We start from the raw sequence: 13833 nt of genomic DNA on the forward strand, positions 1-13833 counted from the left end.
TACTTCATAACAGGAGCATTCATCGTATTCTGCCGTCACAACAGACATTGAATGTTACCTTTTTTATATCTCTTCAGCTTTCACTAACGTAATGGTCCCGTTATCCAGGCATTCCACAAATTTGTAGACCAGATCCGGGTCAAATTGTTTTCCTGCGTCCTGAAGAAGTTTCTCTCTTGCTACACTCAACGAGAAGGCCTTCTTATAACAACGTTTGGACGTCATGGCATCAAAGGAATCTGCCACACACAGGATACGTGCTGTCAGAGGTATATCCTCTCCTGCGATCCGTCGTGGATATCCTTTGCCATCATAACGTTCATGATGACCGATAACAGCCGGAATAACATAATCCAGAGAAGGCAGATGACGGATAATATCGATAGACGATTCCACATGTCCCTTGATTATTTCATACTCGTCGTCTGTCAGTTTGCCGGCCTTATTTAATACATACTCCGGGATACCAATCTTACCAACATCATGTAAAAGGGCTGCCTGGCGAATGATCTCCACCATATCTTCATTCATGCCAAGTGCTGTTGCAAGCGCTGTTGCATAATAGGCCACATTTGTGGAATGGCTGAATGTATAATGATCTTTTGCATCGATTGCTGCTGTCAGTGCATAGATGGTTGATTCATATTCCTGATAAATATGTGCCCGGTTTGTTGACACTATATTCTTGTTGGCATTGCGGAACATGGTATCAAAGACCTGGATCCCGTTCTTTCCACTGTGTTTCACATGGTAAACTGCAAGATCCACATTCTCCAGCAGTTCCTTCACATTTTTTGCCGCATAAGGTGCCGCACTGATTCCCGCACTGACCGTAATTGCTTTTAGCTTCATGTCTGTCCTGCGATTATTCATAACAGAAATCTGCTTTTCAATGGATTCCACCAGATTTCTGGCTGAGAAAAGATCATATCCCGGCAACAAAACAGCATATTCTTTTCCACCGTAACGGGCAGCATATCCGTTTTCTCCCACACTGCTCTGGATGATTTTTGCAATGCGCTGGAGACACAGATCACCTTCTTTTAAACCATACAGCTGATTATATAACTTAAAATCATCTACATTGATAATTGCAAGTGCCAACGAGGCATCTTTATTCTTTTCAAATTCTTCATAAAGTACTTCATGGAAATATTTTCGATTCAACAAACCGGTCATCTCATCCGTTCTTGCCTCGATACAAGCTTTTTCGTACATTCTTGCATTTTTAATAGCAATAGAAGCCACCGATGTGATGTTTGAGATCAGTTCCACTTCATCATAGACCAATCTCTTTTTCCCGGAATCTGCCGTGATCAATATCACCCCTGCCAAAGTATCACCGTCTTTTAATCCGGCACAGTAGCGCGTGTGCTTCTTATCCAGATGATGTTTTTCTTCCTCCCACATGGACTTATATTCTACAGAATAGCGAAAATCCCTGTAAACCAGCGGCTCTTCATGATCTTTCAGCCATTGTATCATCGGATTTTCTTCTTCCAGAGAAAATGCCAGATCATTAAGAGGCTGGTCACTTGCAACTCCACAGTAAGTCTCTCCGGGTGCTTTCTGCATACATATATAGATATTGCCCACATCCATCAATTCTTTCATCACCCGGATGGTTCGATCCAGAATTTCCTGAAGATCCAGGGTTTTTGAAATTGCTGAATTAAATTCCCTTAACTTCTCCGCTTGATGATTCTCTTCCTTTACAAATACACTGCGGATCAAAAGCTTCCACAGATAAGTAAAGATTGCATAGGTAATCAGAAAAACAATGGCAAATACAAGGGTGTACATGGTGATATTCTTATCCGGCTGCATATGGAGAATTTTTTGCAGAAACGGCATGATATTTAAAAATACAAAAATAGAAAACAGCAATCCTACACCATAACATAAACTGGGAGATGCCAGCATCTGGAGGCGGAATAATCGTCTTCGAATCAGTGCATAAAACAGTAAAAATACATTTACTACACCACTTAAAATATCGATCGGAAAGCCGCTGAAAAAAGGAATTCCAAGAAATGCATTGCCAAGAAACAGTGCAAGCACTCCCATCATCACCGGTTCATACTGAACTTTCATGGTAGGATTTTCTTTACAGATCCGTACAAGAATTACGAAAAGATGAATCAGAAAAAATCCTGCCGGGATGAAAAATGCAATAATAGATGGCTTAATCTCATATACAAAGCTTTGTACCCCTCTTTTTTCTACCATCTCAGGGGCTTCCAGAAAAGCTCCAAATTGAGCATTCACCCAAAAGCAGATCAGCATGATTACCAGGTATATTCTACCGGTGGATCCGTTCCTGACTCCGCCAAAGGCAAGAATAAAACGGTAATACGCATATGGCAGTAATAAAATTCCCAACAGGGAAACCTGATACCAGAATTCGTATCCCGGCCAGAACTGTGCACGCATAAAGGCAGAACCTCCGGTCCAGAAAAGTAATCCCGTCAATACCACCAGAAAACTGTTTATTATTTTATTTTTCTTTGCTGTCAAAAACATCAACAGCAGAAAGCCATAGCACAGCATGGCTATAATTGATATATATCCGTAGGTTTCCATAAATTTCCCTTATCCCATTCTTTGCTTCACTCATAACTGTTCCATGCCTGCACAGTTATCTTACTTTATTTAGATATTCCTGCACATCCAGTAATTCCTTCATATCGTAATGAGAAGGATTCATCTGATGTATCTTTTTGCCTGTCTTTTTCTCATAGGCTTCAAAGGTTCCGCAGGTGAAAATTGTCACCTGTAATGGATCCATACCCAGAATCTTTTTCAGATCCCGATAATCCTGATCAATATATTTGAAATATGTACTCAGTAAATCCTTTAAAATATTGGCACTCATGGCATTGCTAAGAAGTGCCTCCTGTTCCAGTTCCACATACATGTGAAGATACGGTCGATTCTGTTCATTGTATTCTTTCGTTGCCACCCAGTTGGTGATTGGAAGTTTGGAAAGGCTGATTACACTTCGAATTCCATTTTCCGAAATTCTGGTAAATCCTGCGATATCAATGATCCAGGGTACCCGGTCCACATATTCAAAACGGGGAATCCTGGTCTCATCTTCCCGGTTTTCCAATCCCACACAGCGATACATATCTCCACAACGATAGCGGGCAAACGCACCGCCCTTCAGAATCGTAAATACCAGCTCATACTTTTCACCAGGTCTCACCTCATCCATCAGATAGGTAGGCGGAATATAAGAAGGATCGTCATAATTCCTCATCATATCCTTCTCTGTGATAAACTCATAAAACGCAGTATCCGGGAAGAAATACATTCCCTTTCTTGTCCATGTCTCTGTACCCATAATGGAAGGCTCCGTACCGGCGAACAATTCCATGGGACGAATGCCCCAAAGTTCTTCCAGATCATCTTTATAACACAGGTTATCCGTACCTGCCACCATAAATCCTTTTAGATGAAACAGATCCTTTGGGAGAAATGTTCTGTTTTCTCTCTTACACCGGCGCTTTGCCTGGATCATACGTAAGATCATATGAGGCTTGCATTTCATAAGGCTTGACAGTTTAATGCCGCCACCTCCGCCACTGGTCAAAGAAGAAAGACTCAGACTCACTGCATAAGCCACACTTCCAAGGCCAAAGAAAAAACCAAGATCCTTCTGCATGGCCATCTTAAATCCCAGTTTATTTCTTTCGCTGAAGCTCATATTTACTGCTTCATCAACTGCCGGTAAAAATTCAATACCGATCTCCTCACCCAATGCCAGCGGAAAAAGTCCGGTTGCAAAAGGCAACGGTGCCAGGGCATACAAAAATTTGTCTGTAGCTGCCACATCAAAAGAGCCCTTTTCTTTACTGGTAGAAAGAATCAGACATGCTGTCACGTTGTTGCGATAGGTATCCAGCATGCTTCTGGTATAGGGCGCCACCTTAATGGGATGCTTTCCACCCTCCCAGGTCGTCTGGATCCAGATAACCGGATTGCCCGGAAGCATATCCGGCTGTTTGGTAAGCAGCACATCTGCATAGTCTTCATAGGTTGTCAATGGTACCATTTTTCGAAATTCATCCAGATTGCTCGGATGCTTTCCCTTCAAAATAGACTGTCCCAGACCACAGTTACTCCATAACCGGATCTGCTCCTCCATCAATCGCCGTTGAATTTTCATATATCCATCCATGGACAAATCAAGGAATCCACAGTACTGCTGCCAGATTTCTTTATACTGTTGTTTCTTTAATTTTTCTTCTAAATTCATAGTCTGTCCGCTCCAGATCGATCATTGTTTTCTGACACTATAGAAACATGCCTGTATGCTTTCTTTATTTGGTATTAAAAAAGGTGTATGTTTCTGATATTCCCTATAATTAAAAAATGTCTGCGGAAAAGTCCACAGATCCTGAAAAATGATATACAGATAATTCCAAAAAATCATAAGTAAAAAATAGATTCCCTGTTTCCATCCGCCAACCATTCCCCACATACAAAGATATGCACCTGCAAACCACAAAACACCGGGATGCCGACACAATCCATACACACCTTCTGTGTATGCAGCCCGTAACCTATTTTCTTCACAATAGGTTTCCTCAAAAGGAAGGGCGAAAAACAAGGTGTATATGAGAAGTGCCAAAAAGCACATCGCTCCGATTCCGAATCCAATCATTCTTCCAATCCTGTGACTGCACTGTCCCCATGCAAGCCAAAGTTCCATGAACAGTGACAAAACAACCAGAATAGTGCCCACTGCGAAAAATTTTTGTAAATATCTGTTCTGTTTTCTAACACTATTTATATCGTAAATAAAGTACAGAAGAAATCCTGCACTGCCTAAAATAATCTGCTGCATGTCCATTCTCCGAATTTTGTGCACAATAATATACAGACGCATAACCACGCACTTTTAATTATAATAAAAGTCACTATAAATAGCAAGAATAATTTGGTTTTGGTGTACAAAGGAGATTTTATTTCCCACACATATACTATGCATAATGCATAACTCCATGATCATGCCATTCCACCGTGCCACGCCTATTCTTAATTCCAAGTTCTACCAGCCTTTTGGCAATCGTACCACTGCCAATTTCCTGCAAATACACATCATATAAAAGGAAAGGGCGATCTGCAAAGGCAAAACTGCGCGAAACTTAAATTCGTTGTATTTTCCTTTGCAGTCAAAGAAAAAGCACTATAAATCGTGATCAGCAAACGATTTCAGTGCTTTTTTACGTGTTATTCTATTAAATTTTACCTATTAGCTTATATTTCAACTTTAACTATGGTGTTGTGAAATTCAATCAACTTTCAGCATCCGATACCCCACGCCAATGTGTGTTTGGATATATTGTGGAGAGTTCGGTTCTTTCTCGATTTTTTTACGAAGTGTTGCCATAAACACACGAAGGGAAGCAATATCATTATCCCAGCTACTTCCCCAAATGCTTTGCGTAAGGAAAGTATGGGTCAGAACTTTTCCTATATTTCTTGTCAACAGGCAAAGCAACTTATATTCAATAGGTGTTAAATGCAACTCTTCTTCATTCAAATAAGCACAACCTGCAGCATAATCTACACGAAGTTTTCCGTTTACAAAAACAACCGCTTCGGCAGGAGATACTTTTTGCATCATCGATAACCTTCTTTGCGTGACTCGTAGTCTGGCAAGCAGTTCCTCAACAGAAAATGGCTTTGTTAAATAATCATCTGCGCCAGCATCCAACGCATCAATTTTATCGGTATCTTCACTGCGAGCACTGATTACGATAATTGGCATGTTTGACCAAGTACGGATTTTTTTAATAATCTCAACACCATCTATATCAGGAAGTCCTAAATCAAGTAAAACAATGTCAGGATTGTGTGAAGATGTTTCTAAAATTGCCGATTGACCATCGGGTGCCGTCAGATATCGGTATTCGTGCGCTTTTAAGGTTGTTGTAATTAAATTTCTGACAGATGTGTCATCTTCTACAACTAATATTAGTGACTTATTCATATACTTTGACCTCCCCTGCCGGTAATGTAAATGTAAATACTGTTCCGTGCGGCAGATTATCTGAAACAGTAAGTTCTCCGCCGTGGGCGTTAATAATGGACTTGCACAAAGATAATCCGAGTCCTAAACTTCGGCGGCTGTCTGCAATTTGATTTGCACCGCTATAGAACATGTCGAATATCCGTGGCTTTATTTCGTCAGCAATTCCGTTTCCATCATCCGATATAGATACGATTGCTTGTTTTCCCCTCTTTTCTGTCCGAATAACAATATGAGAGTTTTTAGGTGTGTATTTGATAGCATTATCAACAATATTGATGATTACCTGAACAATAAGCTTTGCATCCATTTTTGCAAGAAGAAATTCTTCTTTGCTTTCAACGGAAATATGATGTTCTTCACTCTTTCGGTTAATATGATGTAACGCTTCTGTAATCACGTCATCCATCAAATCTTCCGTCATACGGAGATTCAACCGTCCTTCTTCAATCCGGGTTACAGCCAGCAAGTTTTCTACAAGGTTAATCAGCCACATGGAATCATCATATATATCCATGTACAGCTGCTTTTTTGTATCATTATCAATGGAATCGCCGTTGGACAAAAGATTGCTAGCATTCCCGGAAATGGATGTCAGCGGTGTCCTCAAATCATGTGAAATAGCACGCAGCAGGTTCGCTCGCAACTGTTCATTTTTTGCAAGAATGGCCGCCTCCTGTTTCTCACGGGCATTTTTCTCATTTTCCAAAGCCAGGGCACATTCTCCGAGAATGGATAGTAGAATACTGTTTTCAAATGGATCAAGAGGTATTTCCCCCATCACGATTCCAATAACTCCATATACCATACTGCTGCTGCGAACAGCATGGTACAGGCATTTTGCATTGGAAAGCGTTCCTGTTGTAGCTCCGGCACGTTTATTGTTTTTCAATACCCAGCCGGCAACGGCCTTTTCATTTTCGGAAATACACGATTCCAAATTTTCTTCAGTTACAGAAAAAATATGCGGCGTATCCAACACTTCTCCATCAGCTAAATAAAAAACGATATCTTTTCCCAAGAGTTTAATGAGCTGATTTGAGGTTGCAGATACAATTTCATTTTTATCTTTTGCCTGTTGCAATAGCTGGTTTGTATCAAATAACACTTTGGTACGGTAAGCAGATTGTGCCGCCTGTTTTGCTTGGTTTTTAATCCGTATAGCAAGAGAACCGGTTAAAAATGCTGCCAAAAACATGATAATAAAGGTAACAGGATAACCCTGATCATACGCCTTCAAGGTAAATTGAGGTTCCGTAAACAAGAAATTAAAGACCAAAACACTTACAATCGAGAAAATTAGGCTGTATATCTGATGTTTCGTGATGACAGCGGTGACAAGAACACCTAAAACAAAAACAGTAATGATATTTGCTTTGTCAAATCCAAATTTCTGGAAAATCATTCCAACTAAACTGGATAAAATCAGAATCGCAGTAGATTTTAATGTATCAGTGACAGAGAATACGATATGGTTCTTTTCCCTGCCCCCTCTTAACTGATACACTGCCGCATTAGAAACCGTATCCGGAATAATATGCACATCCAGGTTAGGGGCATAATCAATCAATTTTTCTGTCAGGGTCGGTTTGCTGAGCAAATGCCGTTTTGTAGCAGAACTACGTCCGATCACAATCTTTGACACACCGGACAAACGAGCAAATTCCGCAATCTGAAACGGAACATCTTCTCCGTAAACTATTTCTATTTTTGCCCCAAGCTGCTCAGCAAGACGAATATTTGAACGCAGGCGTTTTACATTTTCCTCGCTCATCACCGAAAAATCTGGGGTTTCTACAAACAGAGCCGTAAACTCCCCTTTAAAAACAGAAGCCATTTTTGCGGCGGTACGGATAATTTTCGCATTGGATGGAGAAGAAGATAGACATACAAGAATATGTTCGCCTGTGTGATAATCTCCATGATTTTTTATGCGGGTATTTTCTGTGAGGATATTCACCCGGTCCGCACATCGCCGCAGTGAAATCTCCCGGAGAGCTGTCAAATTTTCTATTGTAAAAAAATTTTCTACTGCCTGTTTTGCCTGTGTCTGTCTATATACATTTTCTGTATTCAAACGATTGATCAAATCCTGTGGTTCAATATCTATTAATTCAACCTGATCTGCATTATCAAAAATAGAATCCGGGATGCGTTCCCGCACAACAATTTTCGTAATGGATGCAACTGTATCACAAAGGCTTTCAATATGCTGAACATTGACAGTCGTATAGACATCAATCCCTGCATTCAAAAGTTCCTTAATGTCCTGATACCGTTTTGCATGACGGCATCCTTCGGCATTCGTATGCGCAAGTTCATCTACAAGGATAAGCTGTGGTTTTCTTTTCAACGCCATGCCAATGTCGAATTCGTCCAGTATCATACCATTATAAAAAACTTCTCTTGTAGGAAGAACTTCTAAGCCATTCAAAAGAGCTGCTGTTTTGGGACGTGCGTGGGGTTCTACATAACCGGCTACCACGTCAATTCCCTGCTGTTTTTCCATATGAGCTGCTTCTAACATGGCGTAGGTTTTACCCACACCAGCTGCATATCCGAAAAAGATTTTCAAATGTCCTTTATTACGTTTTTCTTCATCAGCTTGGATTTCCTTTAATAACTGATCCGGATTGTGTCTGCTTTCACTCATACGGTCATCTCCTTGTACAAAAACATTATATAGAATAATACGTAAATTTCAGAAAAGCATTTTAGCACTGACATTAAAATCGCATAAAGATTATACCACCTTTTCTTCTTTTTTTCCATTCGGGCGTGTAACCGAAAGCAGAAAACGCTCCAAAAAATCACGCAATTTTTCGACAAATAGACCCTTCATACAATTAATGTCATTTTGCCATATCACTCTCGCTGGTTTCTCAATCGTGTTGATGGGATGTACCGCAATGTCTATAGAGCCTGGAGTAATGCCACTTTGCTTTATTTGAAAGGATAAGGAACAATACTCATCTTTCAAAATATCGTTGGAATTTTCTATGATAAAGCCAAAATCAAGTTTATTATTTTCCAGCCCATTTATTATTTCACTTACAGAACCGTAGAACAGGTTCAGCTCATAGTTTGGGTATTCGCTTGAAAATTGTTCTAATAGATCTGCAATAGAATCTATGATTGCAGGTGTTTCAAATCCAATCCTGAGCTTAGAATCTGAAATAAGTTTTTGGGATTGATTTTCCTTGAGAAATTTTTCCAGCTTTTCCATAAGAAAATAGCCATAAATAAATGCTGCCAATACCACTATAAGTAAAACAAAGTCTTTCATATCACCAACTTCTTTCAAAAATTAAATATGAAAACATTTTTGAATATGTTTCGTCTCCCCAAGAACAAGCATGGTACTGTCCTTTAACAACTGCGTATCGGAACTTATTTTCAAATTCATAATATCATTTGTTTTCAGCGCCATAATATTGATGTTATATTTTTTTCGTATATCCAACTGACCGATTGTTTTTCCTATCCATTCTCCCGGTATAGATATTTCAAAGATTGCATGTTCTTCATCTAGTTCTATGTAATCGAAAATATGATCAGCACTATAACGGATCGCAACCATATCGGCAACCTGCCTTTCGGGATAAACAATTTCATCTGCGCCGTTTCGTAAAAGAAATTTTGCATGAACATCACGAGCGGCACGAGACACCACCATTCTTGCACCGAGTTCCTTCAAAAGGGACGTTACTTCCAATGAATTCTGAAAGTCATCTCCGATAGCCACAATACAAACATCAAAATTTCCAACACCAAGCGAACTTAAAAAATCCTCATTAGTCGCATCCCCAATCTGAGCGTTGGTTACAAAGGGGAGTACAGCATCAACTCGAGTATCTTTTTTATCTACCGCCATCACCTGATGATGCAATTCATCTAATTTTATAGCAATATGCCGTCCGAATCTTCCCAGACCGATAAGTAATATTGATTTCATTTTTTTATTCTCCTTAACCTACTGTAATTTTTTCCTGAGGATATTTTGAACCGTTAGGCTTTTTTTCAGAAACGGTGGCAAAAATCAAGGTCAATCCTCCCACTCTGCCAAAAAACATCAAGCAAATCAAGATTATATGGGAAAAAACCCCCAGGTCAGGAGTTATTCCCAGCGATAACCCTACCGTCCCAATTGCCGACGCCGTCTCAAACAAAGCGGTCATAAGTGGAATATCTTCTGTTCTGCAAATTACCATTCCTCCGACAAGGAATAAAACGATATACATTAAAAAAATCGTAGCTGCATTTCTGATAGTGCCATCCGGAATTTGTCTGCCGAAAAAATGGGTGTGTTCCTTTTTTCTAAATACAGATAATGCCGATGAAACGAGAACTGCAAGAGTTGTCGTTTTCATACCACCTGCAGTGGAACCAGGCGAGCCACCGATGAGCATCAGCATAATGATAAGCATTTGCCCAACTTCACTGAGTAAAGTCAAATCTGCCGTATTGAATCCTGCTGTTCTCGGCGTAACGGATTGAAACAAAGAAACCCATACTCTTTCTGTAAGAGGCACATTTGAAAACTCAAAATAAAAAAAGTAAAGAGCCGGTAAGAATATCAATATTCCTGTTACCATAAAAATCACCTTGCTTTGCATCCGGTATTTTTTAAAATGCCATTTATGATTCTTTATATCCTCCCAGGTAAGGAATCCAATACCTCCTGCAATAATCAGCATCATAATTACAAGATTTACAATCGGCTGTACAGAATAAGAGGTCAACGAGGAAAAAGGAGCTCTTATACCGATTAAATCAAATCCTGCATTGCAAAAAGCAGAAATAGAATGGAACAGTGAATACCATATTCCTTTCCAAAACCCAAAGTCCCTGCAAAAAACAGGGGCTAAAAGAACCGCACCAATGATTTCGATAAGAATAGTAGTCCGAATAATAAATTGCGTTCTCCGCACAATACCACCCACCGTTGGAGCCGAAATTGCCTCTTGCATGGTACTTCGCTGCATCAACCCGATTTTGCGTCCGGAAACAACAGCAATCGCAATAGCAATCGTAATAATTCCCATACCTCCGATTTGAATCAGCAGTAAAATAACTCCTTGGCCAAATAAAGACCAGTAGGTTGCCGTATCATAAACAACCAGTCCCGTCACACAAACCGCAGAAGTTGCGGTAAACAAAGCATCCAAAAAGGAGGTACACTGACCGCTTTTTGTAGCAATCGGCAGCATCAAAAGCAGACTGCCTAAGAGAATCACGGATAAAAATCCTAAACTAATCACTTGAAATGATGTTATATGTCGATGTCTTGATCTGTTTGTCTGTTGCATAACTATATCCTCATAATCTTAATTTCTTTTTTATATTGCTTTATTCTATCTTTATTTGTATTAAATGGGCGTAAGTAAGTTTGTTTTGAAATTAAGATTGTATAAAGATGAGCAGAAGTTACTCTTTGATTCCAATTAAAAAGACGATAATCAATTCAATGTGTGTAAAATGATTATCGTCTTTCTTTTTTCATAAACACCACAAACTTCGTTAAAGCTGATTTTTACAAAACCCCTAAAAAGTTTATAGAGCCAAAATTATTCTCGCTACCGCAAGTGACAGCGGGCTAAGTGATATTCCGTATAATTATCTAAAGCGTTCCATCTTATTCCGATTCCGTTTTAAATGAAGTTATTTAAATTCAATAAATGCATTGATATTATTCTTCTTTCTATACCATTATGTCTTTTATCATAACACTATAATAAAAAAGACTTGAAACAATCATTTCTCTATGAAAACATAATTCGCACTTATGCTTTTATATATATGCATGACACACTGTATTAGTCTAGCTCTATTGAATCTGAAATATAGTACTTAAATTTATTGTTATTACAATACTTTTTAATCTTAGATATTAATTTTTTATCCTTCGTATATTCTAACAGATACACTCTCATTCCATCTTTTTTGCATAACTTTACATAATTTGAGAAATATTTATGTACATCCTTCGGTTGCTTACCGAATGTGTTTTTGTTAAATAGAATCCTACTCCAGACAGACTCCTGATTAACATCTGTCATAATGCTCTTCATAGTTCCGTATTGACTTTTATATTTTTTTACGAAAACATCGCCACCATTAATAATAACTTCTTTTTTAAGTGACTTGATATTTCTTAATATTTTAACAAGACCAACAAAATTTTTCTTTGTTTTAGCATAGCAATAAACATCGCAATTATCTATAAAGAACCCATCCACGTCTTTTTTTAATAACTTTCCAGATAATCCTTTTATAAACTTCTGCCATTCTAGGCTAGAAACATTGATCCATTTCTCTTCATCCCAGTTTTCATAATCACCTATCGCAAGATGCTCATAATCCTTGTAATACTTTCTAAAGTTCTCAATAGAGCCGACATTCAAATACGTATTAACCTTAACGCCTTTTTTATGCAAGGTTTGAATATCTCTCTTTGAAAAATATTGAGCATCTATGACCACTTCTTTGTAATCATAGAGTTTTTTCATTTCTGATGCATCTATGCTCAAGAAGACACCATATTCTTTTTTCTTTTTATTAATATTTGAATGTTGCTTATTCCTTGCAGTTACCGGTACTTTAGTTATCACTGTGCTTGTTGAGGCTTCGGTTGTAGCGAACAATTGTGTGCCCTGTGGTACTGCGTTAAGAACCAGGATCATTGTCAATAGAAATATCAATATTTTCCTACGCATTGTACTATCCTTTCCTTTCTGTTTATTTAACCATCAATCAGCAGATCTGTTAACCTGCTTTTTTTCGATTCAATAGTGGAAATGTCTTTTTCCAGCTGTTTTACCCTTTTCAGTTCGGTATCATCCTTTAAAATATCCTCAATCGTATTCAGCACCGATTGGAGAACATCATCAAAATTATCAGTCAGAAGCCGGAATGCTTCCAGAAAAGCGTTTTCAATAATCACTTCATCTACCGCCTTGCAGTTCGGACAATTATCAATCCCGTTTTTTGTAGCATTCATACACTGCCAGACAGGTTTTTTCGTTGTAGTCGTTTGATGTCTTGTCCTTCTGGATAATTTATGACCACAATACCCACATTCAAGCATACTGCTGAATGTGAACCGTCTTGTATAACGCTCTCTGTTTCCAGTTGTCTGCATCAGCTTTGGTTTGGCACGCTTCAATCGAATCTCTTCTGCTTTATCCCAGATTTCTCTTGATACGATTGCTTCATGGTGATCCCGAATATAATATTGATTTTCCTCTCCCATATTAGCAAGTCTTCTCTTTGAAATCGGATCAACTGTAAATGTCTTTCCAAGAAGCACATCACCTTTATACTTCTCATTTTTAATCATTCCCATAACTCCATGGTCATGCCACTCCACTGTGCCACGCTTATTTTTTTCAGAAAGCTGTTCACTCCCGCTGGCATAATCGGACGTCCATGCTTTGTATTGAAGATGAATCCACTACGTCCACCAATCTCCACATTACTCTGTTCTCCGTATATACGACTAACAATATAATGTTTGCCATGTTTATCAACAACAGATAATGTTGCTTTTCCAGTAACAAAATGTCAATAGTTTTTTTAATTACTTTTTCAAAAAAGGCAAGAAAATAAAGCGTATAGTTTATTTCCATACGCTCTATCTCGCCTTTCATATTAAATTTTGAATTCTGCCAACTGAAATTTTCATGTGCTCAACAAATTGAATTTGCCGCTATCTCCATTATACCATAATATAATAGCCGTTCGCTTTAGGAAAGCTGCAGATTATCCGGCGTAGTGGAGCAGGACGATGTTCA

At 38.8% G+C, this 13833-nt stretch carries 10 protein-coding genes; all 10 read right to left on the minus strand.

What is annotated here, in order from left to right; genetic code table 11:
- Positions 1 to 63 precede the first annotated feature (63 nt).
- The gene (locus H8S07_RS04190; protein ID WP_186855487.1) at positions 64 to 2583 is read right to left on the minus strand and encodes an HD domain-containing phosphohydrolase; all 2520 of its coding nucleotides are present in this window, start codon (positions 2581 to 2583) and stop codon (positions 64 to 66) included.
- 55 nt (positions 2584 to 2638) lie between these two features.
- On the minus strand, positions 2639 to 4261 hold the full coding sequence (locus H8S07_RS04195; protein ID WP_117537085.1) for a GH3 domain-containing protein: 1623 nt from the start codon (positions 4259 to 4261) through the stop codon (positions 2639 to 2641).
- 1038 nt (positions 4262 to 5299) lie between these two features.
- A complete protein-coding gene (locus H8S07_RS04200) occupies positions 5300 to 6001 on the minus strand; it encodes a response regulator (RefSeq protein ID WP_006427007.1) in 702 nt (233 codons plus the stop codon).
- Positions 5994 to 8693 carry a sensor histidine kinase gene (locus H8S07_RS04205; protein WP_186855488.1) on the minus strand — a complete coding sequence of 900 codons (2700 nt, stop codon included), beginning with the start codon at positions 8691 to 8693 and terminating at the stop codon, positions 5994 to 5996. Before H8S07_RS04205 ends, H8S07_RS04200 begins: the two co-directional genes overlap by 8 nt.
- Before the next feature lie 90 nt (positions 8694 to 8783).
- Positions 8784 to 9326: a LysR family transcriptional regulator substrate-binding protein gene (locus H8S07_RS04210; RefSeq protein WP_186855489.1), complete on the minus strand. Its 543-nt coding sequence runs from the start codon at positions 9324 to 9326 to the stop codon at positions 8784 to 8786.
- 21 nt (positions 9327 to 9347) lie between these two features.
- Complete coding sequence (locus tag H8S07_RS04215; protein ID WP_117537089.1) at positions 9348 to 9995, minus strand: potassium channel family protein; 648 nt, start codon at positions 9993 to 9995, stop codon at positions 9348 to 9350.
- 13 nt (positions 9996 to 10008) lie between these two features.
- A complete protein-coding gene (locus H8S07_RS04220; RefSeq protein WP_186855490.1) occupies positions 10009 to 11349 on the minus strand; it encodes a TrkH family potassium uptake protein in 1341 nt (446 codons plus the stop codon).
- A 507-nt stretch (positions 11350 to 11856) separates the two neighbouring features.
- Positions 11857 to 12756 carry an endo alpha-1,4 polygalactosaminidase gene (locus tag H8S07_RS04225; RefSeq protein WP_243059776.1) on the minus strand — a complete coding sequence of 300 codons (900 nt, stop codon included), beginning with the start codon at positions 12754 to 12756 and terminating at the stop codon, positions 11857 to 11859.
- 26 nt (positions 12757 to 12782) lie between these two features.
- Positions 12783 to 13379, minus strand: a complete 597-nt coding sequence (locus tag H8S07_RS04230) for a recombinase family protein (protein ID WP_243112156.1) — start codon at positions 13377 to 13379, stop codon at positions 12783 to 12785.
- On the minus strand, positions 13376 to 13513 hold the full coding sequence (locus H8S07_RS04235; protein WP_243175962.1) for a hypothetical protein: 138 nt from the start codon (positions 13511 to 13513) through the stop codon (positions 13376 to 13378). The genes H8S07_RS04230 and H8S07_RS04235 overlap by 4 nt, the downstream gene beginning before the upstream one ends.
- Positions 13514 to 13833: the final 320 nt, after the last annotated feature.

Source organism: Dorea hominis, from assembly GCF_014287705.1.
GTDB lineage: Bacteria > Bacillota > Clostridia > Lachnospirales > Lachnospiraceae > Dorea_D > Dorea_D hominis.

What these genes read in the sequence shown, in the direction of transcription:
- H8S07_RS04210 (WP_186855489.1), bottom strand. Translation starts at nt 9,326, where the DNA reads ATGAAAGACTTTGTTTTACTTATAGTGGTATTGGCAGCATTTATTTAT.
- H8S07_RS04225 (WP_243059776.1), bottom strand. Translation starts at nt 12,756, where the DNA reads ATGCGTAGGAAAATATTGATATTTCTATTGACAATGATCCTGGTTCTT.
- H8S07_RS04195 (WP_117537085.1), bottom strand. Translation starts at nt 4,261, where the DNA reads ATGAATTTAGAAGAAAAATTAAAGAAACAACAGTATAAAGAAATCTGG.
- H8S07_RS04230 (WP_243112156.1), bottom strand. Translation starts at nt 13,379, where the DNA reads ATGATTAAAAATGAGAAGTATAAAGGTGATGTGCTTCTTGGAAAGACA.
- H8S07_RS04205 (WP_186855488.1), bottom strand. Translation starts at nt 8,693, where the DNA reads ATGAGTGAAAGCAGACACAATCCGGATCAGTTATTAAAGGAAATCCAA.
- H8S07_RS04215 (WP_117537089.1), bottom strand. Translation starts at nt 9,995, where the DNA reads ATGAAATCAATATTACTTATCGGTCTGGGAAGATTCGGACGGCATATT.
- H8S07_RS04220 (WP_186855490.1), bottom strand. Translation starts at nt 11,349, where the DNA reads ATGCAACAGACAAACAGATCAAGACATCGACATATAACATCATTTCAA.
- H8S07_RS04200 (WP_006427007.1), bottom strand. Translation starts at nt 6,001, where the DNA reads ATGAATAAGTCACTAATATTAGTTGTAGAAGATGACACATCTGTCAGA.
- H8S07_RS04190 (WP_186855487.1), bottom strand. Translation starts at nt 2,583, where the DNA reads ATGGAAACCTACGGATATATATCAATTATAGCCATGCTGTGCTATGGC.